The organism is Bradyrhizobium sp. S69 (genome assembly GCF_009766005.1).
Taxonomy (GTDB): Bacteria; Pseudomonadota; Alphaproteobacteria; order Rhizobiales; family Xanthobacteraceae; genus Bradyrhizobium.
In genome coordinates, this window is record NZ_LMUK01000041.1 from 106,793 (window position 1) to 131,744 (window position 24,952).

General features: G+C 61.0%; 22 protein-coding genes and 1 pseudogene. 10 read left to right on the forward strand and 13 right to left on the reverse strand.

Annotation, left to right across the window (positions count from 1 at the left end; all coding sequences use genetic code 11):
* The first annotated feature begins 27 nt into the window (after positions 1-27).
* The 3 genes from GSQ88_RS17890 (at position 28) to hemE (ending at position 1,942) form a co-directional block, all read left to right on the forward strand.
* A complete protein-coding gene (locus tag GSQ88_RS17890) occupies positions 28-288 on the forward strand; it encodes a PilZ domain-containing protein (RefSeq protein WP_159009480.1) in 261 nt (86 codons plus the stop codon).
* A gap of 70 nt (positions 289-358) precedes the next feature.
* Positions 359-721, forward strand: a complete 363-nt coding sequence (locus GSQ88_RS17895) for a ribbon-helix-helix domain-containing protein (RefSeq protein WP_159009067.1) — start codon at positions 359-361, stop codon at positions 719-721.
* A 159-nt stretch (positions 722-880) separates the two neighbouring features.
* On the forward strand, positions 881-1,942 hold the full coding sequence (gene hemE, locus GSQ88_RS17900) for a uroporphyrinogen decarboxylase (RefSeq protein ID WP_502706741.1): 1,062 nt from the start codon (positions 881-883) through the stop codon (positions 1,940-1,942).
* On the opposite strand, the gene hemC is transcribed toward hemE, so the two are convergent.
* The 3 genes from hemC to bioB form a co-directional block, all read right to left on the reverse strand.
* Positions 1,943-2,923, reverse strand: a complete 981-nt coding sequence (gene hemC / locus GSQ88_RS17905; protein WP_159009069.1) for a hydroxymethylbilane synthase — start codon at positions 2,921-2,923, stop codon at positions 1,943-1,945.
* Between the two features lie 106 nt (positions 2,924-3,029).
* On the reverse strand, positions 3,030-4,670 hold the full coding sequence (locus GSQ88_RS17910; RefSeq protein ID WP_159009070.1) for a GMC family oxidoreductase: 1,641 nt from the start codon (positions 4,668-4,670) through the stop codon (positions 3,030-3,032).
* 49 nt (positions 4,671-4,719) lie between these two features.
* Entirely contained in the window at positions 4,720-5,679 is a 960-nt protein-coding gene (gene bioB, locus GSQ88_RS17915; protein ID WP_246784887.1) for a biotin synthase BioB, read from the reverse strand.
* A gap of 287 nt (positions 5,680-5,966) precedes the next feature.
* On the opposite strand from bioB, the gene GSQ88_RS17920 reads away from it, so the two are divergent.
* Entirely contained in the window at positions 5,967-7,223 is a 1,257-nt protein-coding gene (locus GSQ88_RS17920; RefSeq protein ID WP_174248047.1) for a multidrug effflux MFS transporter, read from the forward strand.
* A 152-nt stretch (positions 7,224-7,375) separates the two neighbouring features.
* Here the strand turns inward: GSQ88_RS17920 and GSQ88_RS17925 are convergent, their stop codons facing one another.
* The 4 genes from GSQ88_RS17925 to glk form a co-directional block, all read right to left on the reverse strand.
* Positions 7,376-8,248, reverse strand: a complete 873-nt coding sequence (locus GSQ88_RS17925; protein ID WP_159009072.1) for an amidohydrolase family protein — start codon at positions 8,246-8,248, stop codon at positions 7,376-7,378.
* Between the two features lie 19 nt (positions 8,249-8,267).
* The gene (locus tag GSQ88_RS17930; protein WP_159009073.1) at positions 8,268-9,563 is read right to left on the reverse strand and encodes an MFS transporter; all 1,296 of its coding nucleotides are present in this window, start codon (positions 9,561-9,563) and stop codon (positions 8,268-8,270) included.
* Positions 9,564-9,861: 298 nt separating this feature from the next.
* The gene (locus GSQ88_RS17935; protein WP_159009074.1) at positions 9,862-10,413 is read right to left on the reverse strand and encodes a carboxymuconolactone decarboxylase family protein; all 552 of its coding nucleotides are present in this window, start codon (positions 10,411-10,413) and stop codon (positions 9,862-9,864) included.
* A gap of 28 nt (positions 10,414-10,441) precedes the next feature.
* The gene (glk, locus tag GSQ88_RS17940) at positions 10,442-11,386 is read right to left on the reverse strand and encodes a glucokinase (protein WP_246784855.1); all 945 of its coding nucleotides are present in this window, start codon (positions 11,384-11,386) and stop codon (positions 10,442-10,444) included.
* Between the two features lie 246 nt (positions 11,387-11,632).
* On the opposite strand from glk, the gene GSQ88_RS17945 reads away from it, so the two are divergent.
* Positions 11,633-12,604, forward strand: coding sequence for a Bug family tripartite tricarboxylate transporter substrate binding protein (locus GSQ88_RS17945; RefSeq protein ID WP_159009076.1), 972 nt, complete (start codon positions 11,633-11,635; stop codon positions 12,602-12,604).
* Positions 12,605-12,730: 126 nt separating this feature from the next.
* On the opposite strand, the gene GSQ88_RS17950 is transcribed toward GSQ88_RS17945, so the two are convergent.
* From GSQ88_RS17950 to GSQ88_RS17960, 3 genes are read right to left on the reverse strand one after another with little or no spacing between them, the layout of a single operon-like run.
* Entirely contained in the window at positions 12,731-13,270 is a 540-nt protein-coding gene (locus GSQ88_RS17950; protein WP_159009077.1) for a 4-hydroxylaminobenzoate lyase, read from the reverse strand.
* A 25-nt stretch (positions 13,271-13,295) separates the two neighbouring features.
* Entirely contained in the window at positions 13,296-14,039 is a 744-nt protein-coding gene (locus tag GSQ88_RS17955) for a nitroreductase (protein WP_159009078.1), read from the reverse strand.
* Entirely contained in the window at positions 14,015-15,259 is a 1,245-nt protein-coding gene (locus GSQ88_RS17960) for an ABC transporter substrate-binding protein (protein ID WP_502706742.1), read from the reverse strand. The genes GSQ88_RS17955 and GSQ88_RS17960 overlap by 25 nt, the downstream gene beginning before the upstream one ends.
* A 223-nt stretch (positions 15,260-15,482) precedes the next feature.
* Between GSQ88_RS17960 and GSQ88_RS17965 the strand changes: the two genes are divergently transcribed.
* The 4 genes from GSQ88_RS17965 to GSQ88_RS17975 all read left to right on the forward strand — a co-directional run bounded on the left by GSQ88_RS17965 (position 15,483) and on the right by GSQ88_RS17975 (position 19,955).
* On the forward strand, positions 15,483-16,466 hold the full coding sequence (locus GSQ88_RS17965; RefSeq protein WP_159009079.1) for a LysR family transcriptional regulator: 984 nt from the start codon (positions 15,483-15,485) through the stop codon (positions 16,464-16,466).
* A 745-nt stretch (positions 16,467-17,211) separates the two neighbouring features.
* Entirely contained in the window at positions 17,212-17,502 is a 291-nt protein-coding gene (locus GSQ88_RS17970; protein ID WP_159009080.1) for a hypothetical protein, read from the forward strand.
* 1,256 nt (positions 17,503-18,758) lie between these two features.
* The gene (locus GSQ88_RS35005) at positions 18,759-18,911 is read left to right on the forward strand and encodes a hypothetical protein (RefSeq protein ID WP_174248049.1); all 153 of its coding nucleotides are present in this window, start codon (positions 18,759-18,761) and stop codon (positions 18,909-18,911) included.
* 465 nt (positions 18,912-19,376) lie between these two features.
* A complete protein-coding gene (locus GSQ88_RS17975) occupies positions 19,377-19,955 on the forward strand; it encodes a DUF4142 domain-containing protein (RefSeq protein ID WP_159009081.1) in 579 nt (192 codons plus the stop codon).
* Positions 19,956-19,976: 21 nt separating this feature from the next.
* Here GSQ88_RS17975 and GSQ88_RS17980 read toward each other — a convergent pair whose 3' ends face one another.
* From GSQ88_RS17980 to GSQ88_RS17985, 3 genes and pseudogenes are all read right to left on the reverse strand, one after another.
* A complete protein-coding gene (locus GSQ88_RS17980; protein WP_502706747.1) occupies positions 19,977-21,893 on the reverse strand; it encodes a hybrid sensor histidine kinase/response regulator in 1,917 nt (638 codons plus the stop codon).
* A gap of 54 nt (positions 21,894-21,947) precedes the next feature.
* A pseudogene (locus tag GSQ88_RS36195) lies at positions 21,948-22,304 on the reverse strand (PAS domain-containing protein); the annotation flags it as partial.
* 249 nt (positions 22,305-22,553) lie between these two features.
* Positions 22,554-23,489, reverse strand: a complete 936-nt coding sequence (locus tag GSQ88_RS17985; RefSeq protein ID WP_159009082.1) for an NADP-dependent oxidoreductase — start codon at positions 23,487-23,489, stop codon at positions 22,554-22,556.
* Positions 23,490-23,752: 263 nt separating this feature from the next.
* On the opposite strand from GSQ88_RS17985, the gene GSQ88_RS17990 reads away from it, so the two are divergent.
* Entirely contained in the window at positions 23,753-24,787 is a 1,035-nt protein-coding gene (locus tag GSQ88_RS17990) for an SDR family NAD(P)-dependent oxidoreductase (RefSeq protein ID WP_159009083.1), read from the forward strand.
* Positions 24,788-24,952 lie beyond the last annotated feature (165 nt).

Here is a 24,952-nt window from a genome sequence, read left to right on the forward strand (position 1 = left end):
AATATCGGGGATCGGAAAGTGCAGAAGATGCTGAAGAGTTACCAGGCGGATGGCCCGCGCAAAGTTCTCCTCAAGGACGGAGTGATCCACTTCCAGGACACCAGCATCGGATGTTTCGTGCTGAACATCTCGACCGGCGGCGCCGGGCTCGTTCTCGACAGCGACGTTCCGCTTCCCTTCTCGTTTGATCTCGAAATCGACGGCGAACAGATCCGCCGGCGCTGTCTAGTGGTGTGGCGTAACGATTGTCTCCTCGGCGTGTCGTTTAACCTGGATCGCCGGTCCTGAACTCGAACCCAACTGGATTTTGAAAATGGAAAACTCTCCCATGGAATTAAATGCCAGCCGGAAACGATCGGTGATCGTGAAAAAACGGCGAACCAGCATCAGCCTCGAAGACAGCTTCTGGAACAGCCTTCACGCCATCGTCCAGATGGAAAAGGTGACCATCGGCGATTTCATCGACAAGGTCGCGCGTCAACGCGCCACGCCGAACTTGTCATCCAGCCTGCGCGTCGCCGTGCTGGAATATTATCGGCACCTCGCGATCGACAATGCCGTCGTTGGCGGCCCGAGCATGCCCCTCCCTTCGCAAGGCACCGATGATCCATCCCGGAAAGCCGATCAGGGCTCGGGTCTCGATCGGCTCACCGATTCCTGGAACGGCATGGAGCGGCGCCGCAATCCGTGCACCGGAATGAGGCACGAAACCAACCGGTAGAGCCGGCCCCCGCCACAATGCAATGCCGCAGGCGGCCCAGCATGGGCCGCCCCGGTACTTGCATCATCGTACCAGCGCCTAACCGACAATCTTCCGGTCCAACCCGCTTGGCCCAACCCGCCTTGGCGTGTATCAGAAGCGACAATTCGCTTCCCGAACATGCTGGACCGACGATTGCCGCAAAATCCTCCCATTAAACCCTTCATGGAAGTACTTTCGGGGCGCCGTCAGGCGGTGCCGCCGATCTGGATGATGCGGCAGGCCGGCCGATATCTGCCGGAATATCGCGAATTGCGCGCCAAGGCAGGCGGCTTTCTCGATCTGTGCTTCACGCCGGAATACGCCGCCGAAATCACGCTGCAGCCGATCCGCCGCTTCAACTTCGACGCCGCAATCATCTTCTCGGATATCCTGGTCATTCCCCATGCGCTCGGCCGCGCCGTACGTTTCGAGGCCGGCGAAGGCCCACGGCTCGATCCGCTGGACACCGCGGCGAAGGTTTCGACGCTGGCGGCGGATGCCGACTTCGGCAAACTCGAGCCGGTCTATGAGGCGCTGCGCCGGGTGCGCCGCGAACTCGATTCCACGATCGCGCTGATCGGTTTCTGCGGCGCGCCGTGGACGGTGGCCACCTACATGGTAGCCGGGCAAGGCACGCCGGATCAGGCCCCGGCGCGCATGATGGCCTATCGCGAGCCGGACGCATTCGCCCGCATCATCGACACGCTGGTGGAGAATTCGATTCAATATCTGCTCGGCCAGCTCAAGGCCGGCGCCGATGCGCTGCAGATTTTCGACACCTGGGCCGGCGTGCTGCCGCCGCGCGAATTCCAGCGATGGTCGATCGAGCCGACCCGGCGCATCGTGGAAGGCGTGCGCCGGCAAGTCCCGGGCGCCAGGATCATCGGCTTTCCCCGCGGCGCGGCCGCGCAACTGCCGGCCTATATCGAGGCCACCGGCGTCGATGCCGTCAGCATCGACTGGGCAGCCGAACCATCCTTTATCCGCGAGCGGGTGCAAAACCGCGTCGCCGTGCAGGGCAATCTCGATCCGCTGGCGCTGATCGCGGGCGGCGACGCGCTCGACCGCTCGATCGACGACGTACTGGCGAATTACGCGGGTGGCCGATTGATCTTCAACCTCGGCCACGGCATCCAGCAGGAAACCCCGATCGCGCATGTCGAGCAGATGCTGAAGCGGGTGCGCGCATATAAGGGCTGATCACACCGGCCGGCTGCGCGCGATGATGTCGGCGGCGCCCTTGTCCAGGAGATCGAGACCGACCGCGCGGCCGAGTTCGCGTGGGCGGTCCGCGGGGCCGGAGCGCGAGGCCTCGATGAACACGCCGCCATCGAGGTCGAGCACCGAAGCCGTCAGCGACATTGTCGCGCCCTTGATCGTGGAAAATCCCGCGATCGGCGAATTGCAATGGCCGTTGAGCACCCACAACACCTCGCGCTCGGCATCGGCGCTTTGGCGCGCGGCGGCGTCATCGATCAACGATAGAAGTCGCCGCGTTTGCCAATCCTGCGCGGCGCATTCCACCGCGACGATGCCCTGCCCCGCCGCCGGCAGCATTTCCTGCACCGAAAACTGATAGGCGATACGGCCCGCCAGGCCGACGCGCTCGAGCCCCGAGCGCGCCATGATCAGCGCGTCCGCCGGTCCGACCGCGCCGCCGTCAGGCAGCCGCTGCAATTCCAGGGCATCGAGCTTGCGCACGCGGGTGTCGGCGGCGCCGCGATAATGGATCACCTCGATCTCGGGAAACAGCCGCCGCGCATAGGCTGCGCGCCGCACCGCGTTGGTGCCGATCTTGAACCCCTTGCCGCGCGTTTTCCGGATCTGGTCGATCGATACCCCGGCGCGCACGACCAGCACGTCTTCAGCCGGATCGCGCGCCAGCGTGGCGCCGATCACGAGGCCCGGGGTTTCTTCATTGCCCGGCATGTCCTTGAGCGAATGCATCGCCGCCTGCAATTGCCCCGACAACACCGCCTGGCGGATTTCGGCAACGAAGGCGCCGCCCTTGCCGCCATGCGGCAACAGTTTGCCGATCTGGTCGGAATCGCCAGTCGTCTCGAACTTGACGATCTCGACGTCGAGGTCGGGCGCGGCCGCGGTCAGGCGGCGGGCAATCTCCTCGGTTTGCGCCAGCGCCATGGCGCTCTTGCGCGTTCCGATCCGCAGGCGAATTGCCACCACTCATGCTCCATTCGAGGCCGCGCCAAAATGACGCCCCCTCCGCGGCCGGCACGATAAAACCAGCGGGCCCGGGAAGCAAACGCGGCCCCCGAGAGCGCCGGCGTTACCGCGCGTCCTCCAAAATCATGTCGGAGGCTTTTTCGGCGATCATGATGACCGGCGCGTTGGTATTGCCCGACACCAGGTCCGGCATGACCGAACAGTCGACCACGCGCAAGCCTTCGATGCCGCGCACCCGGAGCCGCTGATCGACCACGGCCAGCGGATCGTTGCCCATCCGGCAGGTCGAGGTCGGGTGGTAGATCGTGCTGCCGCGCTGGCGGCAATAGGCCAATAGCTCCTCGTCGGTCGCAACCTTCGGGCCGGGGTCGTACTCATCGACCACATAGGGTTTCAGCGCCGGCGCACGCAGGATATTGCGCAGGATCTTCAGGCCTTCGACAGTGGTGGTGCGGTCGGTCTCGGTGGCGAGATAGTTGATGCGGATTTCCGGCGGCACGGTCGGATCCGCGCTTTTGATGCGCAGCGAGCCGCGGCTCTCGGGACGGAGCTGACAGACCGAAGCGGTGAAGCCGGAAAACGCGTGCAGCTTCTCTCCCATCTTGTCGGTCGAGAAGGGCAGGAAGTGAACCTGGATATCCGGCGTCGCCAAACGCGGATTGGTCTTGAAGAACGCCCCGGAGGTGCCGGCGGCGATGGTCAACGGGCCGGTGCGCGACAGCGCATATTGCACACCGGTCATGATCTGGCGGACCGGACTGGCGACCACATCGTTGAGCGTGATCTTTTTCGCGCAGCGCATCACGATCCTGACTTGCATGTGATCCTGCAGATCGCTGCCGACGCCGGGCGCATCGAGCACGACGCCGATGCCGTGCTTGTTGAGGAGATCCGAAGGACCCACGCCGGACAGTTGCAGCAATTGCGGCGAATTATACGCGCCACTTGAGACCAGGATTTCCCGCCGCGCCCGCGCCGTCTTGACGGTGCTGCCTTGCCGGTACTCGACGGCCCGGGCACGACGTCCCTCGAACAGGATGCGCTGCGCCAGCGCCGAGGTCTCGATATGCAGATTGCTTCGGCCTCGCGCTGGGCGAAGATACGAAAACGCCGCGCTGGCGCGCCGGCCACGCTGCGTCGTGGTCTGGAACCAGCCGGCGCCTTCCTGGCTCACGCCGTTGAAATCCGGATTGGTGGGAATGCCGGCTTCCGCGGCCGCCGTGATGAACGCACCGGAAAGCGGATCGGCATGGCGTGAATCGGACACCGGCAATGGCCCGCCGGCGCCGTGGAAATCATCCGCGCCGCGTTGCTGGTTTTCCGCCTTCTTGAAATACGGCAGCACGTCGTCATAGCCCCATCCGGCATTGCCGCGCTGCCGCCAGCGATCGTAATCCTGGTGCTGGCCGCGGACATACAACAGGCCGTTGATCGAGCTCGATCCGCCCAACACCTTGCCGCGCGGCTGAAACACGCTTCGGCCGTCAAGGCCCGGCTCCGGCTCGGTCTGGTACATCCAGTTGACGGTCTTGTCCTTGAACAGCTTGCCGTATCCGAGCGGCACATGGATCCAGAGGTTGGTGTCTTTTGGACCGGCCTCCAGCAGCAGCACCGAGCTCTTGCCATCGGCACTGAGGCGATTGGCGAGCACGCAACCGGCCGATCCTGCGCCGACGATGATGTAGTCGTATTCGAGTGTCGACGCGTTGTTTCCCGACGCGTGGGAGGCCGTTGTGCCATTCATGTCTTGTTTTCGTTTCTTCCCGGTAGAGATTTATCGAGGCACGTCGCCGTTACGGCGCGCCTTCCTGTCCCATCGGCTCCAGCTCCATCGGCTGCAACCCGAGCCGGCGGAACAGATCCATATCCTTGTCGTTTTCGGGATTGCCCGCCGTCAGCAAGGTGTCGCCGACGAAGATCGAATTGGCGCCGGCAAAGAAACACAGCGCTTGCATCTCATCCGTCATCGCGGTGCGCCCGGCGGACAACCGCACCACCGATTCCGGCATCATGATCCTGGCCGTCGCGACAGTACGCACAAAATCGATCGGCGAAATCGGCGTCGCATCCGCCAGCGGCGTGCCGGGGATCGGAATCAGCATGTTGATCGGAACGCTCTCCGGATGCTCCGGAAGATTGGCCAGCGTGGTCAGCATCGCGATGCGGTCGTCGGCCAGTTCGCCCATGCCGACGATGCCGCCGCAGCACACCTTCATGCCGGCGGCGCGGACGTTATCGAGGGTCTCGAGCCGGTCGGTGAAATTCCGCGTGGTGATGATCTCGCTGTAATAGCGCTCGGAGGTATCGATGTTGTGATTGTAGTAATCGAGGCCGGCGTGGCTCAGTTGTTCGGATTGCGCGCGATCGAGCATGCCGAGCGTCATGCAGGTTTCCATCCCGAGCGCCTTGACGCCCTTCACCATCGCAACGACGGCCTCCATATCGCGGGGCTTGGGGTTGCGCCAGGCCGCGCCCATGCAATAGCGGGTCGCACCGGCGTCGCGCGCCGTGCGGGCTTCCGCGATGACACGCTCGACTTCCATCAGCTTGGAGGCCGACAGGCCCGATTCGTGATGCACGGATTGGCTGCAATAAGCGCAATCCTCCGGACATCCACCGGTCTTGATGCTCAACAGCCGGCTGAGCTGAACCCTGTTCGGGTCGAAGTTCTCACGGTGCACGGTCTGCGCCCGAAACAGCAGGTCGTTGAACGGCAGATTGTAGAGTGCCGCGGCTTCCTCGACGGTCCAAATCTTGGAAGAGCTTGTTTTGGAAGAGTTTGGCTCGCGAAGGTCAGGGCGGGACGCCTGGGAGGGGTGGTCGAGGGCGGTTTGTTCGTAGTTCGCAAGCGTCATGATCTCTCCGAGGGCGCGGTTTCGGCGGTGAAACTCTAGCCACCACCCCGCAAAGTCAAGCGCCTGGGCCCGAGGCTGCGCGCCGAGCTTTTGAGACCCGTTTCTCAACGGGGCAGGTATCTCGGAAAGCATCTTGTGCAGTGCAGCATCGCCCCCTAGATAGCTGCTTCAGCGAGGTGCGCTACGTGACCGACGTCAATGCCAATGGTTGGGTTTCATCGACCCACCGCCCGATGGGCTTTCCCGAATTCGTCATCGTGATCGCCTCGATCATGGCGTTGAATCCGCTGGCGATGGACATGATGCTGCCGGCGCTGCCGAACATCGCCTCGGCATTCCACATCGAGGCCGCCAACCGGCCGCAGATGGTGTTGTCGACCTTCCTGATCGGGTTCGGCGTCGGCCAATTCGTGATGGGGCCGTTGTCGGACCGGTTCGGACGCCGTCCGGTACTGATCGACGGCATGGCTTTGTATTGTATCGCCAGCGTGCTCGCGATCACCGCGTCCTCCTTCGAGATGCTGCTGCTGGCGCGGGTGCTGGAGGGATTGGGAACCTCCGCCACCCGCGTGATCGCGACCACGATCGTGCGCGACTGCTACGCCGGGCGCCGCATGGCCAGCGTGATGTCACTGGCGATGATGGTTTTCATCGCGGTTCCCGTGATCGCGCCGTCGTTCGGCCAGGCGGTGATGCTGCTGACGCAGTGGCGCGGCATCTTCGTCGTGCTGACGATCTACGGAATCCTGGCGCTGATCTGGAGCGCGCTGCGCATGCCGGAGACGCTGGCGGTAGCCGACCGCAAGCCACTGACGGTACGCGACGTCCTCAGTGCGTTCCGCCAGACCATCACCAACCGGCAGACCATCGGCTACGCGCTCGGGGCGGGTTGCGTGCAGGGAGCGCTGTTTGCCTTCGTGTTTTCGTCGCAGCAGATCTTCACCGGCATCTACCAGCTCGGGCATTATTTTCCGCTGGCCTTCGCCGCGATGGCGGTTGGCGTGGCCATCGCGGGATTTCTCAATTCGCGCATCGTCGGCAAAGTCGGCATGCGCGTGATCTCGCATAGCGCGCTGGTCGGGTTCGTTGCGGTCGGCGCCACGATGTTCGTGGCCGAGAAGACCGGCATGCTGCCGCTGGCGCTGTTCATGGCGCTGGGCGCGCTGATGATGTTTGCGTTCGGCATGGTGTTCGCCAATTTCACCGCGCTGGCGATGGAGCCGCAAGGCCATATCGCGGGTACCGCCTCATCTTTATATGGCTCGATCACGACAATGCTCGGGATCGGCATCGGCACCGTGATCGGCCAGGACTATAACGGGACGCTGCTGCCGTTCGCGACCGGGTTTTTCCTGTGCGCGCTGGCGGCGCTGGCCGTTGTCGCAGTCGCCGAAAAAGGCCGTTTGTTCAGGCCCCATCAAGCCGTGCCGGATCGCGCCTGATCATTACCCCCGCGTTTAGAGCGTTTTCGAGCCAACGGGTCGCGCGAATGCGCGCCCGATGACAGGCTCCGTGGGTACCGGTTCGCGTCAAGAAAACGCGTCAAAATAAGAGTCTAGAGCCTGGTTCTGATTCCATCAGAACCAGAAATGCTCTAGGTCGGAAAGCCGTATAGCCGGGCCGGATTGTCGACCAGGATCTTGCGGCGCAGTTGGTCCGACGGCGCCCATTCGCCGAGCAGATCGAGAAGCTGGCCGTCATCCGGCATATGCGTTGCGCCGAACAAATTCGGATGCGGCCAGTCGGTGCCCCATACGCAACGATCGGGGGCAGCGTCGATGTAGCCTCGCGCCAGTGCTGCGACGTCCTCATAGGGATAACCCTTGACCGAGCTGCGATAGCCCGAAAGTTTTACGTAGGCTTGGCCCGATTGCAGCAGGCCGACCGCGGCGCGGAATTCTGCACTGGCCGTGCCCCGATCGCCCTGCACGCCGGCCATGTGATCGAGCACCACCGTCACCGGCAGCTTTCGTATGATCGGGGCCAGATCGGCGATCTGCGCGCCATGGGTGTAAAACTGGATGTGCCAGCCGAGCGGCGCCACCTTGGCGGCGAGGCTTTCCAGCTGGGCCAGCGGCGTGCCGTTGCCGCTCACCGCATTGAACCGCACCCCGCGCGCGCCTTGCGCATGCATTTGCCTGAGCTGAGCGTCATCCACACTCTCGTCGATGACCACGACGGCGCGCGAATGATCCCGGCCGAGCAATTCGACGGCATCCAGGGTGCAGCGGTTATCGGTGCCGAAGGTCGAGGGCTGCACGATCACCATGCGGTCGATGCCGATGGCGCGCGCCATCGCCTGATAGGCCGGCACGGTCGCTTCCGGCGGCGAGTAGGAACGGCCCGGGCTCAATGGGTAACGCTCGTACGGCCCATTGATGTGGAAGTGACAATCGGTTGAGCTGGCCGGCGCCTGCCAACGCGGCGCCGACGTCACCGCGCGAGGCGGCAAACAAGGTTTTGTCATACGAGTTTTTCCTGCGAGTCTATCCTGCGAGCTTATCCTGCATTCCGGCCGGCGATGGCCGCAATGGCGTTAGCCCATCCGGCACAATCGAAGCAAGCGATCGGCCCTTGGTCTCCGGCAGCATCGCCAACGCCGCTAGCATCAAGCCATAGGCCAGCAACGCGAACAGCAAGATCGCGCCGCCCAACCCGAGCTTTCCGCTCAGAAATCCGACCAGTGCCGGAAACAGCGCGCCGATGGCGCGGCCCGAATTGTAGCAGAAGCCTTGTCCGGCGCCGCGAACCTCCGTCGGGTACAGTTCGGTCATGAACGGACCCATCGCGGAAAACATCATATAGAGGATGAAGCCGAGGGGTGCGCCAAGCACCAGCATCAGACCGTCGCCGATCGGCGCCGCCAGATAGATCGCGACGCAGATCATCGAACCGACCGCGGAGACGATGAAGGTCCGTTTGCGGCCGATCAGGTCGGACAGATACGCGCCGGCGATGAAACCGAGGAACGCGCCGAAAATGTGGATCAACAGATACGACCCGGTGTTCAGCGAACTCAGGCCGCGCTCGGTCTTCAGATAGGTCGGCAGCCAGACCGACAGCGCGTAAGAGCCGCCCTGCGCGCCCGTCACCATCAGCGCGACCTTTGCCGTGGTGGCGAGATAGGGCGGCCGCAACACCGTGAAGGCCTGACTGAAGCCGCCGGCGCCGGAAGCGCGGCGCGCATTGAAGATCTCCGGCTCGCTCATGCGGCGCCTGATCCACAGCACCAACAGCGCGGGCGTCAGCCCGATCCAGAACATCACGCGCCAGGCGACGACATCGGGCAGCACCGCGAACATCAGCGTGTACAATAGCGCCGCCGTGCCCCAGCCCACCGCCCAGCCGCTCTGCACGAATCCGACGGCGCGGCCGCGATATTTGTCGCGGATGATTTCGCCCATCAGCACCGCGCCGGCCGACCATTCGGCGCCAAAGCCGAGGCCCTGCAGCGCGCGCAGCACGAACAACTGCTCGAAATTTTGCGCAAAGCCGCACAGGAAGGTGAAGACCGCGTACCACAGCACGGTGATCTGCAAGACGCGGACCCGGCCATAGCGATCGCTCAGTGCGCCGGCGAACCAGCCGCCAAACGACGAGACCACCAGCGTAATGGTTCCGAGCAAGCCTGCTTCGCCGCGCGAGATGTTCCAGGTTGCAAGCAGGGTCGGAATGACGAAGCTGTAGATTTGCACATCGAGCGCGTCGAGCGACCAGCCGCCAAAGCAGCCCGCCATGGTCCGCCGCTCACCCGGCGTGAGTTCCCGCATCCACTGAAGCATCGCTTCCCCCATCCCGCATTATTTTTTTCAAATCTATGCCGGATGCTTGCAGTCCTCCTACCGTTATTTTTGCTCGGCAGCTATCCGCCGAGATGGAGTTCGCGGCGGCCCAATCAAACAATAACAGGGATCGACGCGTGGCCAACGGCCGAAACATGTTGCTGCGGCGCGACATCAAATCAGAGCCGGCTCTGGTTTTTATTTTGACGCGTTTTCTTCACGCGAACCGGCGGCCACGGAGCCTGTCATCGGACGCGCATTCGCGCGACCCGTTGGCTCGAAAACGCTATAGACCGATCTATTCGGCGGCCTCGCGAACCGGAACGCCCTGCTCGATATCGAATTGCAGGATGTCGTTGAAACGGTTGAACGCTCCGCACAGCGCGATGCGCCACGTCAGTTCGACGATCTGGGCTTCGGAGAAATGTTCCCGCAGGCGCGCAAAGACCTCGTCGCGGGTCTTGTTCCAGTTGTTGGTGACCGCGATGGCATATTCGACGACGAGCCTGTCGACGGCATCGAGCTCCGGATGATCCTTGTAATCGAGCAGCCGCTCGGCGCCTTCTTCCGAAACGCCCTGGATCGCCAGCTTCGGCGCGTGATGCGAAACGCAATAGGTGCATTTGTTCAAGAGCGAGACCGTCACCAGCGCCAGTTCAAGATGACGCTTCGACACCACCGCGTCGTCGGCCAGATCGACCAGTAGCGACCAGACGTGCTTGAAGATCGGCGGCCGGTGCGCCATCACGCCGGCCTGGTTTTCAAATGCGCCATAGGTCGTCATCTTGTCCCACAGCGGCGCGAGTTCCGCCGGCAGGTCATTTTTCGTCTTGATCGAGATGCGGGACATGGTTTCTCCGTGGAAGCGGGATCGAGGGTCAGAGGGGGGAATTCGCCAGTCCTGACAGCGCCGGCGACTCGTCCAGGATAAGCCGCGTTGGAATACCGCGCAAAAGCCCGCTGAAGCGACCCTTGTCTTCGAACCGCTCCCGAAACGGCGACGCCGCGAAGGCTTCCTTGAAACGCAGAAGAATGCCGCCGGCGATATAAATGCCGCCGGTCGCGCCGATCGTCACCGCGAGGTCGCCCGCGACCGTGCCGAGAAATCGGCAGAAGTGAGCGAACGCGTCGACACAGGTCGCGTCCGTCCCGCAAATGGCGCGATTGGTGACGTCCGCCGGCGTCAGCGGCGCCGCCGCAACGCCTGCGATCGAACACAGCGCCTCGTACAGATTGACCAGCCCGGCGCCCGACAGCGCCCGTTCCGCCGAGACGTGCTCGAAGCGGGTGCGAAGCACCGCGATGATGGCGTCCTCCTCTTTAGTGGACGCAGCAAGCGTGACATGACCGCCCTCGCCCGGCACCAGCGCCCAGTTCTCGCCGACCGGTATCAGCGAGCTGACGCCAAGACCGGTTCCCGGCCCGATGACACCGATGGGGCCCTTTGCCTCCGCGGATTCGGGTCCGACCAGAAAAATGTCAGATGCCCGCAAATACGGCACCGACAGGGCGGTGGCGGCAAAGTCGTTCATCACCGCCAGCGATGACAGCTGCAGGCTCTGTTTCAGCTCGGAGATCGAAAACGTCCAGCCGTGATTTGTCAGCGCGATCATATCGCCGAACACCGGACCTGCAATCGCAAGCGCGGCTTCGCTCGGCCGCAGCGAAGGCGCCAAGCCTTCGATATAGGCCGTCAGCGCATCATGCAGCGAGGCGTATTGTCCGACTCCGACGTGCACGAGGTTTTGATAGGCGCCGTTCTGCGCCAACGCAAAACGCGCATTGGTACCGCCGATGTCGCCGATGACCCTTAATCCGCCCAACCGATATCCTCCTTGTCGCGAACGAATGCCAAGTTGAACGAAGGGGCGAGCCTTGCGGTTCCGGTCGCCGAGGTCAGCTGCCAAGGCACGAAACGCATAGCCGCCTTCGACGGGCGATACAACGGCACCCGTATTGGCCCGGATACGCGCCTTGGGATTCATGGCCCGCGACAACTTGGCCGGCGACGGCTTGCCGGACGCTGGAACCGGCCTATGGTTGCGTCAAAATGACGTCAGGGAGCGATCATGACCAGGCGATGGATGGCAGCGGCCGTTGTTCTGATGATGGCTGGCATGAATGGCGCGCAGGCCCAGGATTATCCCGCCAGACCTGTCACGATGATCATTCCGTTCGCGGCCGGCGGCCCAGCCGATATCACGGGGCGGATTGTCGCCGATATTTTCAGCCGTTATCTCGGCCAGCAATTCGTGGTGGAAAATGTCGGCGGTGCCGGTGGCACCATCGGTGCGCTTCGCGCCGCGCGTGCGGCCCCCGACGGCTACACGATCCTTTCCGGCCACATGGGCACCAATGCGCTGGCGGCGGCGTTCTACCCCGATCTCGGCTACGACGTGCAGAAGGATTTCGAGCCGATCGGACTGACCGCCGAATACCCTGAGTTGCTGGTGGTCCGCAAAGACTTTCCCGCCAACACCCTCGGCGAATTCGTCACCTATGCCAAAGCCAATGCCGGCAAGCTCAACGTCGGGCACGCCGGAGTCGGCTCGGTATCCTACATCGGCTGTCTGCTGCTGGATGCGGCGATCGGCATCAAGCCGACCATGGTGCCGTTCACCGGCACCGCGCCAGTGTTGAATGCGATGCTCTCGGGCGAGATCGACTATGAATGCGATCCGGTGCTCGGCACCCTGGCCCAGGTCCGCGCCGGAAGTGTCAAGGCGCTGGCGATCGCCGCCAGCAAGCGCAGCCCGATGTTGCCGGATGTGCCGACGTCCCACGAGCAGGGCCTGGGCGAATTCGACTGCGCGCCGTTCTACGCGGTGTTCGTCCCGAAAGGCACGCCGAAGCCGATCATCGATAAACTCGCGGAAGCCCTCAACAAGGGCCTCGGCGAGGACGCCGTACAAAAGCGGTTGGCCGACCTCGGCGCCGAACTCGTGGAACCGGATCGCCGCGGCCCCAAAGCGCTGGCCGATCTCGTGCGAAGCGAAGCCGCGCGGCTGATGCCGATCCTGAAAGCGGCGACGGAGAAATAGGTGGGTTGTGGAAGGTAGTGGTAGCGAGAGAGCGAGGCGCTACCCCACGATGTCGAAACGATCGTCGAACGACCAATCGGGCTTGGTGTTGTCCAGGTCGAAGCGCGACATCATGCGTGCCTTGCTTCAGGACGGCGCCTTGAAGTCGTAGGAAATCCGTCCCGCCGGAAGATAGAACAACGCGATCAGCGCGCCGCCCTTGACCTCCGGGTAATGACGGCTTCCCGGATCCGGCGCGGTCCAGCCCGGTCCCTGCCAGCCTTGCAGCCCCCGGAGTTCGGCGCCCTCATCGAGCGGGATCACCAGATTCAATTCGCCATAGGGATGACCGTGAAACTGGCCGCGCAGCACCTCGTCGTCATGCTCGTCCTTGAACCGCTTGGGGTCCTTGCTGTCCATATAGACGGCGGTGATGCTGAAATGGAACGTCTCCGGCGAGGGCTCCATGATCCTGCTGCGTCGATAGTTCGGACCATCGACCTCCTGATTGGCGGCCCATCCCTCCTGCACGCCGAGCTTGATCAGCCGGGCGAGGTCTTTGTAGAGGTCGCTGTGCTCGCCATATTTCTGGTTCAACCATTTCTCCATCCGCGCGTTCGGGGTCATGTCCTTGACCTCCTGCAGAAACGGAATGCTGCGCTGGATGAGCTCTTCGCGATGTCCCATGTCGGTTCTCCCTTGCACGTTTTGTTCAGTCCTCGAAGCCCGCGAATTGAGCGAATTCCTCAACCGCGGCCTTCGGCATCTGGCTTCCGGTACGTACGGTTTCGTCTTCGGCGAATCCGATCGATATGCCGCAAACCACCATCTGGTCCGGTGGTATCGGCAGCAGATCGCGCAACAGCGCGTGATATTTCGAAAAGGTTTCCTGCGGACAGCTCTGCAGGCCTCGCGCCCCGGCAGCGATCATCACGTTCTGGATGAACATGCCGAGATCAAGCCAGCTGCCGATCTGCAGCCGCCGGTCGATGGTGACGATCAGGCCCGCGGGCGCACCGAAGAAGCCGTAATTCTTCGCCGTCTGGCGCGCACGGCCCGCTGTGTCCGACTGCTCTATACCGAGCGATCCATAAAACAGCCGGCCGAATTGGTCGCGGCGCGACGCGTACGGCTCCGGCAGTTTCGAGGCATAATACCGGTACTCGGAGGCATGCTGCTCGCGGGCTTCCTCATGCGCCTGCAACAACGCCGTTATAATTTCGGCCTGCTTGGCGCCCGCGACCGCGTAGACGTGCCATGGCTGAATATTGGCGCCGCTCGGCGCAAACCGCGCGACATCGAGGATATCGGCGATGATCTGTCGCGGCACCGCCCGGCTCGTGAAGGCGCGGCAGGCAAAGCGGCCCTTGATGATCCTGTCGACATCTTCCAGGCCTTCGCGGCTTGCTTCATGCAAAGGTGTCCTGGCCGCTATTTTTTGCTGAGCAGAGGACATCCACCCTCCTCTTGAGGTTTGAAAGCCTCGTTGCCGGGTATCGTTGCTAATAATTGATAGTAGTCGAACTTGTATCTGGATTGCTCGGGCGACTTGACCTTGAACAGATACATGTCGCGAACCAAGCGACCGTCTTCGCGAATCCTGCCGTCTTTGGTCATGAAGTCGTTGACGGGTATTTCGCGCATCTTTGCAGCCACCACCGGGCCATCGACGCTGCCGGCCGCGGCGACCGATTTGAGATAATGCGTTACCGCACCGTAGGTGCCGGCATGGATCATGGTCGGGACCTTGCCGGTCTTCTCGATGAAACGCTTCGACCACGCCCGGGTGTCGTCGTTGAGATCCCAGTAGAACGCCGAACTCAGGATCAACCCCTGCGCGCTCTGCAGGCCAAGGCTATGGATATCGGCGATGAACACCAGAAGGCCGACCAGCTTCTGGGTCTTCGTCACCCCGAACTCGCCGGCCTGCTTGACGGCGTTGATGAAGTCGCCGCCGGCATCGGCCAGAGCGATCGCGTCGGCCTTCGACGATTGCGCCTGCAACAGGAATGAAGAGAAGTCCGGCGTGTTGATCGGATGCTTGACCGCGCCCACGACCTGACCGCCCGCGGCTGCGATCACCTTGCGGCTGTCGGCCTCCAGCTGTGCGCCCAGCGAGTAATCCGCTGACAGGAAATACCAGCTCCTGACCCCGAGCTTCGATACCGCTTTGGTCGTACCCTGCGACAACGCATAGGTATCGTAAGTCCAGTGAATTCCAGTCTGCGAGCATTCATCCCCGGTCAGACGCGACGTCGCGGCCCCCGTCGCCAGGAACAGCTTCTTCTTGTCGCGGGTAATGCCCTGGACCGCGAGCGCCACCGCCGAATTCGGCACGTCGAGGATCACCTCGACATTCTCGTTCTCGATCCAGCGCCGGGTAATCGCGCCACCGATATCGGCCTTGTTCTGGTGATCGGCCGAGATCACCTCGATCTTGCGCCCCAACACGGTGCCGCCGAAATCATCGACCGCCATTTGCGCGGCAACCACCGAGCCCTGACCGCCATTGTCAGCGTAGAGCGACGACATGTCGGTCAGGACGCCGAGCTTGAGAGGCGGCATTTGCGCCGCCACTGGCCGGAAGCTGCCGCCGGCGCCTAGCGCCACAAGCGTCCCCAACATCCAGATCGGCCAAATCCTGCTGGCCGTCTTGCTTCCGATTGCGCGCGGCATGCCCTTCACCCCGATTATCGACATCCCCGATAATCCCGGACCTGCGCCGCGCGGAAGTGAAACTATTTCAGCTTTGAAATGAGCGGCCTGCAGATTGCCCTGGCAAAGACGGGAAGCCCTTGAAATAACGTGATTTCCTGTGCCCAATACATTCGGTTTGATCGAACTTTCCCGATATACAGGCTGACGCATTCGGATTTGCCGGACCGCCGACAGGGGCCAGATGACCGTACCGTTTTCCAGCTTCGACCTGAATCTGTTGCGCGTGTTCGACGCCGTCATGGAGGAGCGGAGCGTTCTGCGCGCGAGCCAGAAGGTTTTCCTGAGCCAGTCCGGCGTCAGCCATTGCCTCGCGCGGTTGCGCGAAATGCTGGAAGACGAACTATTCATCCGGACCACTACGGGAATGCAGCCCACCGCGCGCGCGCTGGCGATGGCTCCCCTGGTCCGCGACGCTCTCAAAGCTCTGGAAGCTGCTGTCGAACTGCCGAAGTTTGAACCTGGCGGTTCGACCAGGAAATTCACGATCGCCGCCAATGATTTTACGACCATGGTGATCGCGCGCAACCTGCTCGGGATTCTCGCCGCAGAGGCGCCTTTGATCGACCTCGCCATCAAGCCGGTGACGCGGATCGATTTGGCCGAGCAGATCGACCTCGGGCGGATCGACGTTGCGATCGGCACCTTCTCAGCGGTGCCGCCGCGTTTCAAGTCGGACTTCCTGTTCGGCTATGACGACGTTCTCATCACCCATTCCGGCCAAAAGCTCGGCGCGATCACGACAGACACACTTGCGAAACTTTCCATCGTCGTGGTGTCGTTTGGCGGCGAACAGGAAGGTGCGATCGACGGCTTCATCTCGGAACGCGGTCTGGCGCGAAGATCGGAGATGTACGACCGGACTGCATTCGAAAATGCGTTCGCGGCTTCCAGCCAGGTGCCACGCGTCGCAGTCTCGTTGCCGCATTTTCTCGCACTTCCAACGCTGCTCGGCGATTCAAGTCTGGCTGCGATCGTGCCGCGGCCGCTCGCCAATTCTTTCGCGGCAACTCACCCCGTAGCGATCTACGAGCTGCCTTATCCGACCGCTCGACTCGAGGTGCGCTCACTCTGGCACGAACGTTACGAAGGGGATGCATCGCAGAATTGGCTCCACGCCGTCCTCAGACGAGCAACGGAGCATCTTCGGATCGATGCCGTCGCATGAGAGGCAGATGCTTCAGGCAATTAAAGACAGCAACGGTATTCCGAAACGCCTCGCATCCAGACCGGGTTACTGTCGAGATTGCAGGACGCTTAACGCACCGCTTGAGGTGGCAGGCCTGGCCCCACAAGGTTCGGCGAGTGTGGGGAAAGTTGGTAGCGAGAGACCGCTACCGCCAGACACCCCCCGGCAAAACCCGCGAATTCTGCATCAAAATGACCGGCTAGCGGCCTCGAGGCGCTCCCTTCACACTCGAGAGGTCTAAGGCTCGATCCCTGGTGCGCCCACCAGTTTTTCTGCGCCCTTCCCGGTTTTTCCCACAGTAGCGTCTCACACAGCGGGTCCCTTACGATTCGGCCTTGCCTTGGTTCGCATTATTGCGATTTCAGATTGCGGGCCGCGTAAATCCCGGTCAGGCCCTATCGGGCGACCATTGCTGAGGAAGCCGCATGATCGACATCTTCCTGATCAGCCGCGCAGATCCAGTATTGCCCCGCCCTCCGACTGCTGAATGATTGGTCGCGGTCAAGGGCACCACGCCCGCGAGATCGGGCTGAAGGTGAAGAGGAAATGAGCGACCCAGGTACCCAACCTTGGCCTACTGCTGCAAAGATTCTGCGACGACTTCGCGCGGACGAAGCTTTGATAGAGATGGTGCGCGCGGAGCAGGTGTTTCTCGCGAGCCGCTAGACATTCCAGCGAAATCCGAAGCCGTCGGCCTGGTTGAGATAGGACCGAAGGCGAAGAAATGACCGATTCCCTTTCGCTCTCAATTTTCACCATCGAGTCCGACCGAAAGCCAGTCCTCGCTTTCGCGGTCAAAAAACACGAAGATGCTGATGCATTTTTCAGAGACGAGGTTGTGCGTACCAAACTCAGGTCCGCCAATTCTAGCGGTGTCCCGCTCTGCGACGGTCTCTCAATTCTGCGCCTTCGCTTAACAAATGCGGATGAGCGGGCACGCCACCGCGAAGAGATGGCAGAAAGGTCGCCGGCCAGTCTTGCGGCGATCTTCCTGGTCGACGTTGACGCAGGATAAGCCGTCGTACGGGGCCAGTGCCGGTGTGGAGTTTCCGGGGATCGACCCGGAAACATCAAGACATCAAGATGCAAACTCTTAACTTGGCTGCCTCTCGGCCTATGACTAGGTTCCAATTGGCGTCCCCCAGGAACGCCAAGTCTCAAAACCGATAAGCCCGTCCGCACAAGGCCCCCGCGGACGGGGTTTTTCGTTAGCGGCCCGTTTTGAAATGGCGAGTGGCCCAATTCGGCCTACACCAAAAAGAAACGGCCCCAGCGCGGGGAGCAACTGAGGCCGTCCTCCGGGGATTGTTCCCTGCGTCTCGCGGGGTTCGTTGGCGAAGCGGCAACCTGCCGTTTCTGACTTCGCCAAAAGCTCTTTCAGGCACGCTAGAGCGCGCCCGCGTGACGCCTGAGAAAGTCCCAGCAGGTACAGCTAAAAGGGATAGATTGCTCAAATGAGGATCATGGTCCTGGTATTTGCTTTCATATTGGCCGGATGCGCTGGCGATCGGCTGAAACCGCCAACAAAATGCGACGCCGTTTCGGCGGTTCTATCAAATCCGTCTACTACGCCTCATCAGGAGGCGGCAGCGATGGAAATGGGCCGGAGCAACCATTGCTTCGGAAATGGACCGCAAAGACATCCTTGGACGATAAGTGAAAATTAAGGCCTCGAAACCTATTGCTTTTTGATTCGCCGTAGACTCACGAAGGAAGCCGTTTTTCGGTGGACGCGAAGTCATCTAGAGATCGAGCTTCCATATTGTGGGCGTGGTCGACCACTCAGAGGATTGCCATGACTGCAATTGCAAAGCGTTCTCAAATGTCATTCCTGCGATCTCACCAGATTTCGACATTCTCAAAACAGTGGCCGTCTTCTGCGGGGTTGGTCTCTGTGTTTCGCTAATCCTCGCGTCCTACGGCTTGGACCTCAGCGCCGGTTTTTTTAGCTTTCCTTTGCCGCCGTTCATCATCGTCGGCATGCACCCACGTGTAAGGCGCAATCTCGCGTACGGCCCGCGCGGGCGCCAAGTCGCTTTGAACAGTCCAGTTTAGCACCTCGACAAATTCAGTGGTGCTGGCCGGCGAAAATCCATAGCCGTCTAATGCCTGACGCACTCGGAAGGGCACTCAGGCGGGTTCGACCTGCGCAGCTCCTCTGTTCGGCCACCACGAGAAGATGGCAGGAACAATCACGACCCGGGCGGTTTGGTGTTCGACAGCGGCAGTCGGGGCGCCAAAAATTCAAAGCACGCGGCCTGGGAGAGATAAATGGTCGAAAAAAAGCACGGCGTGATTATCGAGACGCCCACGGAAGCGCGGCAGGGCGAACCCGGACCGTCTGTTCTGCTGCTCATGACAATTTCGACCGGCCTAGCGGTCTTAATTCTTGGTCTGATCTGGTTCGTGTTTTTTCGCACCTAGACGATCTCAGCCGTTTCGCGAGATACCGGCGGCGAGTGTTTTCCAGCTTGGCTTCACGAAGACAGCCGGGGCCAGATGCAGCTTGTCGTTCACACATCCGGTCTCTTAAAGCGGCTGATCGATCAGGCTCGGAAGGAGACCGTCGATATCGATTGGCTTTTTGACATCTTCAGAAGCGTGCATTCGGTTTTCTGATGCTGATCCCGGCCATCGCGATGGCTTGTCCCGGTCTGGCATCCTGGCAAGCGTAGCCATCGCCTTCCTGCCGTAGAGATGATAGTGGGTCGTGATCGCCTGACCTTACCGCAGTTTCTCACCAAAGGACCGGTAGGCTGAAAGGCGCCGTGTCAAAGACCGGACGAAACAAGCCGTGCTTGTTTCGGAACCCACATGCCCTGCCCGGGTTGCCTTGTAACAGTTATGCGACCGAAATCGCGCGACGTAACAAAAGCAAGGACACGTGACATGAAGAGGACGATACTCACAATCACTGCGGCGGCATTGCTGATTTCGACATCGGCTTTCGCACAATCCGTCGGCGAGAAAACCGGCGTGAACTCCACACTCGGCATCAGTCCGACGACGGCCGATTTCGTGAAGGAAGCTGCGATGAGCGACATGACGGAAATCGCTGCTTCCAAACTGGGCCAAGAACGTGGCAACGCCCAGGAGAAGACCTTTGCCAGCCAGATGATCACGGATCACACCAAGACATCGGATCAGCTCAAGTCAATGGCGCCCGCCGATGCCAAGGCGGCAATCCCCACCGGTCTCGACAGTTCTTCGCAGAGCAAGATCGACAAACTGAAGGACGCGAAGCCGGACAGCTTCTCCTCAGATTTCGACTCCATGCAGGTCAGCGCCCACAAGGATGCAGTGTCGCTGTTCGAGCGTTATGCCAAGAGCGGCGAAGATCCGAAGCTGAAGGATTGGGCTGGCGAGACGCGCTCTTGTGCTCCCCAAATTGTGTTCCTCGTCCGTTGGCCGCGTGGTCGCCGGCCTCGCCCTGGGGCCTCGGCCTCCGTCAGGCGCGTGACGTGGTGACCAGCCGCATATGCACCACTATCAATTGTCGATAATTTCGCGCACCTTGTTGCCAAACTCTGCCACCGCAAACGGTTTCGCCATCACCTGCATTCCAGCGTCGAGATGTCCGTTTCCGACCGACGCATTCTCCGCATACCCGGTCACGAACAATACCTTAAGTCCCGGCCTGAAGGTTCGCGCTGCATCCGCCACTTGCCGGCCATTCATGCCGCCGGGCAACCCGACATCCGTGACAAGCAGGTCGATGCGCGCATCGGAGCGCAATATGCTGAGCCCAGCAGGTCCATCCGCGGCATCAATCGCGACGTACCCAGCTTCTTCAAGAACCTCGCGCATAAGCATGCGGACCGTCGGTTCGTCGTCGACAATGAGCACTGTTTCGCCTTGGCCGCCATCCTTCGTAACGGTCGTCTCCGAGGGAGCATCCATTGTTGCTTCACCTAAGAATCGCGGTAGGTACAAACACATCGTAGTGCCCACTCCCAATTCGGAGTAGACTCGTACCTGACCACCAGACTGACGCACGAAACCGTGAATCATCGACAACCCCAATCCCGTGCCTTGACCGAGGGGCTTCGTAGTGAAGAACGGATCGAAAATTTGCGAAATGACGCCCGGGGTCATACCCGTGCCGGTGTCTGTTACGCAAAGGGAGATGTATTGGCCAGACGGAAGCTCTCGATCTTTTGCTGCGCGCTCATCCAGCCATTTATTGGCGGTCTCGATCGTGATGCGGCCACCGTCGGGCATTGCGTCACGCGCGTTGATGATGAGATTGAGAACGGCATTTTCAAGCTGCGATAAATCGATTTTGGTGAGCCAAAGTCCGCCGGCGCCGACGACTTCCAATACGACTGCCGGTCCCACCGTCCGACGTATCAAATCCTCCATTCCATTGATCAGCTTGTTGACATCGGTGGGTTTCGGGTCGAGCGTTTGACGCCGGGAAAACGCCAGCAACCGCTGCGTCAAGGTCGCTGCCCGCTTAGTCGAACCTTGCGCAGCAGCGATGTATCGCTCCAGGCCGGCGATCTGACCCTGGCCGAGCCGCCGCTCAAGTAACTCGAGGCTGCCGCTTATCCCCGCCAACAGGTTATTAAAATCATGCGCAATCCCCCCCGTCAGTTGACCGATAGCCTCCATTTTCTGCGACTGACGCAATGCCTCTTGCGCCACCGCCAATTCGGCTTCTGCAGCCTTCTCGTCCGTTATGTCCCGCCCGCTGCAATAGACCATTCCGTCTTCGGGAACGCCGACCCAGGAGATCCATCGATAGCTGCCATCTCTACATCGATAGCGGTTTGGGAACCTGATCGCGGGCTGTCCTTGTTGCGTCAACTCGAAACCGGCTCGCGTTCGCTCCAGGTCATCCGGATGCAATAACTCGAAGATCGAGGTTCGCGCTACCTCTTCCTCGGACCAACCCAGAACCGTTTTCCATGCTGGGTTGGAAGTCTCGAAATAGCCCTCCGAATTCAGCGCCCCCAGAAGATCGGGGCTAACCTGCCACGTAAGTCCCCTCGCCTGCGTACGTTCTATGACCTGACGTTCGAGGTTCGCATTAAGTTCAAGCAAGCGAGCTTCACTCACCCTCAGGGCCGCCGCCGCTCGATGCGCTTCCGTAACTTCGTACCCCCCGACGAAGATGCCCGCAACGCTTCCGTCCGGATCGCGAACAGGCTGATAAACAAAATCGATAAATTGGATCTCGTCGCTTCCGTATAGACGCAACTCCATTGCGCGGGTGACGACAGCTTGCCCTGTTGAATAGACTTCGTCGAGCAGTTCAAAGTAACCCTGTCCGTCCAGTTCTGGAAACATCTGCCGAACAGTCTTGCCGATGAAATCGGTCCGACCAGAGATTTCGAGATAGGCCTCGTTTACATATTCATAGACATGTTCAGCGCCCCGCAGCACACCGACGAAGCCCGGCATCTGACCAAATAGTTGCTGCTGTCGCTCGCGCTCAGCAGCGATCCGTCGATCGGCCAGAACGCGCTCGGTGGTCTCGGTAACGACGGCAAACACGCCGACCGATTCGCCAAGTTCGTTGATGACCGGCGAGTAGTCGAGGTCGGTCCAGAGTTGCTTGGGAATTCCGTCGCGGTTCAACCACAGTTCGCGATCTTTGTAGGAGAGAGTTCGTCCGCCGTGCAGCACCTCGTTGAGTACATGATCGTTGAAGTCGGCGACCTCAGGCCAGGCTTCCCGAACCCTGCGACCCAACAGCCCCGGGTGACGGCCACCAGCGAACTTCGAATAGGCATCATTGTAGATCATGACGCCTTCCGGGCCCCAAAGCATCACGATGGCAATGGGCGATTGCAGAAGCAACGCGGTCGCCATCTTCAGGCTCACGGGCCATTGTTCAATCGGACCCACCGGTGTGTTGGCCCAATCAAAGGATCTGACCAGTGACGTGACCCGACCGCTCCCTTTAAGGAAGCTCAAGGCTCGAGACGACGACAAGCTTTCTTGCTTTTTGGACAGCTTCAAATTCCCTGCATGCGGCGCGGCCAACTATTCCAATATCCCATTAACAATGTGAAGCGAAGTCGGCGCGGACATGACCGGGGGGACCGGCTAAGATCCTCCTCAGCTTACCATTAGGACCACCTTGCCCAAGGAATGTCCCTTCTCCACCGAATCAAGAGCATCGACGGCGGAGCGCAATGGATAGGTCTCCTGAACATGCGGCTTCACTTTTCCGGACGTCAACAGGCTGGCAATTTCGGCTAGTTCTGAGCCATCCGCTTCGACGGTATACCGCGTCGCTCGAACACCATGCTCACTGGCTTTGTCGTGCGAAGGATCAGTCAGCGTGGTGATCAGGATTCCGCCTTTCTTTAGAAGCTTCCACGACCGCTCCCGGGTCTCGCCGTCGATCAGATCGAACACCATGTCGAGATCGGAGGCTTTGTCCTCAAACCGCTGCTTCTCATAATCTATGACAATATCTGCGCCAAGCTCGCGCGCGAATTCGACGTTTTCGGCCGAGACCGTTGTCAGTACGCGGGCCCCTTTGGCTTTTGCGAACTGAATTGCAAAGTGGCCGACGCCTCCGGAGCCGCCGTGAATAAGAACCGTCTGACCGGCCTTTAGCTGTCCGTGGCGAAACAAACCCTGCCAGGCGGTCTGGCCGGCAAGCGGGACGGCTGCGGCCAGGACGTGGTCGAGGGCTGCGGGCTTCGACGCGATCGCGCGCTCGTCCACGACCGCTTTTTCAGCGTAACCGCCGCCATAGATGTTCACGATGCCAAACACCTCGTCGCCGACTTGGAACCTGGTAGCCTGAGCACCGCATTTTTCGACCACACCTGAAAAGTCCCGACCTAACGTGTACGGAAGACGGTCGTCCTTCACGGCTGGATATTTGCCGGACCGAATCTTGAAGTCGACCGGATTGACGCTGGCCGCGCGCACGGCGACCAGCACCTGGCCCGCGTCTGGAAGCGACGGCTCGACATCGTCGGCCCGAAGCACTTCCTGCCCGCCGAAGCGATGGATCCGTATTTTCGTGATCGGCGCCATGAGCGGTCTCCCTGGATTGGGACCAACTTCAGTACGAAGCAGTCGTTCCCGAAAGCGGCAGCCCATGCTCGCCGTAGCCCGTACCGGATTTCGCGACGGCTCACTTTTTGGGATAATCCTGATGCATCCGGATCCAAACGCGGCTGTCGTGATCTCCACTCTCTCCCGCGCCGAAGAATCAATACAGCTATCGGCCGCTTTGCCGAGGCCGGAACAATCGCGATCAATGCCTGTTCCTGTCGGGGTGTTTAAAGGATCCGAGAATGGCTGAGCACAATCCCATGAGACGCAACCTGTTGAGAGGCGCCGCAGCGGCCGCCACTTTCGCCGCCGTCACGCCCGCCGCCGCACAGAACCGTTCGGACACCGCTCCTCGCGAACTGAACGGTCAGCCGGTTCCGGAACCGGCCGAACAGCAAAGCGCCGGCCCGATCCGGCCCGGTAGAGGTACCTTTTTGACGGACAAGATTGCCGTGGTAACCGGCGGCGCTCGCGGAATAGGCCGCGCTATCGCGGTGGAGATGGCCGCCAATGGCGCAGACGTGGTCGTGCTGGACATCGCGGGACCCGTGTCAACGGCGTCCAATGCCATGCCTGCTACGCCGGAGGAACTGGAAGAAACCGTACGGCAAATCCGTGGCTACGGCCGGCGAGCCGAAGGCATCAAAGCCGATATTCGAAACATCGGCTCCCTTCGTAGCATCGCCGATCATATCGAGACGACGTATGGCAAGATCGATATCGTTGTCGCCAACGCCGCAATTCAGCGCTGGGTCCCACTGCTCGAAATGGAAGACGCCGACTGGCGCGACGTTATCGACAATAATCTCAACGGCACCGCTAACACGGTTCGGGCGTTCGCTCCGAAAATGATCGCACGCAAAAAGGGCCGCTTTATCCTTTTGTCTTCGATGCAGGGAAAGCACGGCACAAAAGATGCGGCCAGCTATTCGGCATCAAAATGGGGAATCCTGGGCTTGATGAAATCGGCGGCGATGGAACTCGGCGAGCACAACATCACAGTCAACGCCTTGATCCCCGGCCTAGTCGATACTGCACTAACCCGCTACGACAAGCGATTGAGCGAAACGATCGGTGAGACAGGACGACCAAGAGACGACCATCCATCGCCACAAAAAGCGTGGGATATCCGCGCACCGACAGTGCCGCTGAAAGTCGGCTGGCTGCAGCCAGACGATATCTCTCCTGCGGCGGTGTTCTTGGCTTCCGACGCCGCGAATATGGTTACCGGGGCGGAATACGAGGTTACAGGCGGCGATAGCGCCAAAGACATCTAAACTATTATCAAATATCGGAATCTAGCGTCGCCCTATGTCGCCGAAGCGGCCGACCAGAAGCGAATGCACATTGCGCCTTCGGCTCACGACCGCACAGAGGAAGCGCGGCCCGTTAAGAGGTTGCGGTCAATCTTCTCATTCACCAGCTCAAAGGCGCACTGAACC

Bases quoted from the DNA above. Each gene is read 5' to 3' on its own strand.
- GSQ88_RS17950 (WP_159009077.1), bottom strand. From the start codon at position 13,270: ATGGGACATCGCGAAGAGCTCATCCAGCGCAGCATTCCGTTTCTGCAG.
- GSQ88_RS17960 (WP_502706742.1), bottom strand. From the start codon at position 15,259: ATGCCGCGCGCAATCGGAAGCAAGACGGCCAGCAGGATTTGGCCGATC.
- GSQ88_RS17990 (WP_159009083.1), top strand. From the start codon at position 23,753: ATGGCTGAGCACAATCCCATGAGACGCAACCTGTTGAGAGGCGCCGCA.
- GSQ88_RS17970 (WP_159009080.1), top strand. From the start codon at position 17,212: ATGACCGATTCCCTTTCGCTCTCAATTTTCACCATCGAGTCCGACCGA.
- GSQ88_RS17955 (WP_159009078.1), bottom strand. From the start codon at position 14,039: ATGTCCTCTGCTCAGCAAAAAATAGCGGCCAGGACACCTTTGCATGAA.
- GSQ88_RS35005 (WP_174248049.1), top strand. From the start codon at position 18,759: ATGGTCGAAAAAAAGCACGGCGTGATTATCGAGACGCCCACGGAAGCG.
- GSQ88_RS17980 (WP_502706747.1), bottom strand. From the start codon at position 21,893: ATGCCGGGCTTCGTCGGTGTGCTGCGGGGCGCTGAACATGTCTATGAA.
- hemE (WP_502706741.1), top strand. From the start codon at position 881: ATGCTGGACCGACGATTGCCGCAAAATCCTCCCATTAAACCCTTCATG.
- GSQ88_RS17985 (WP_159009082.1), bottom strand. From the start codon at position 23,489: ATGGCGCCGATCACGAAAATACGGATCCATCGCTTCGGCGGGCAGGAA.
- GSQ88_RS17945 (WP_159009076.1), top strand. From the start codon at position 11,633: ATGACCAGGCGATGGATGGCAGCGGCCGTTGTTCTGATGATGGCTGGC.
- GSQ88_RS17965 (WP_159009079.1), top strand. From the start codon at position 15,483: ATGACCGTACCGTTTTCCAGCTTCGACCTGAATCTGTTGCGCGTGTTC.
- GSQ88_RS17930 (WP_159009073.1), bottom strand. From the start codon at position 9,563: ATGCTTCAGTGGATGCGGGAACTCACGCCGGGTGAGCGGCGGACCATG.
- GSQ88_RS17935 (WP_159009074.1), bottom strand. From the start codon at position 10,413: ATGTCCCGCATCTCGATCAAGACGAAAAATGACCTGCCGGCGGAACTC.
- GSQ88_RS17910 (WP_159009070.1), bottom strand. From the start codon at position 4,670: ATGAATGGCACAACGGCCTCCCACGCGTCGGGAAACAACGCGTCGACA.
- GSQ88_RS17925 (WP_159009072.1), bottom strand. From the start codon at position 8,248: ATGACAAAACCTTGTTTGCCGCCTCGCGCGGTGACGTCGGCGCCGCGT.
- GSQ88_RS17890 (WP_159009480.1), top strand. From the start codon at position 28: ATGCTGAAGAGTTACCAGGCGGATGGCCCGCGCAAAGTTCTCCTCAAG.
- GSQ88_RS17975 (WP_159009081.1), top strand. From the start codon at position 19,377: ATGAAGAGGACGATACTCACAATCACTGCGGCGGCATTGCTGATTTCG.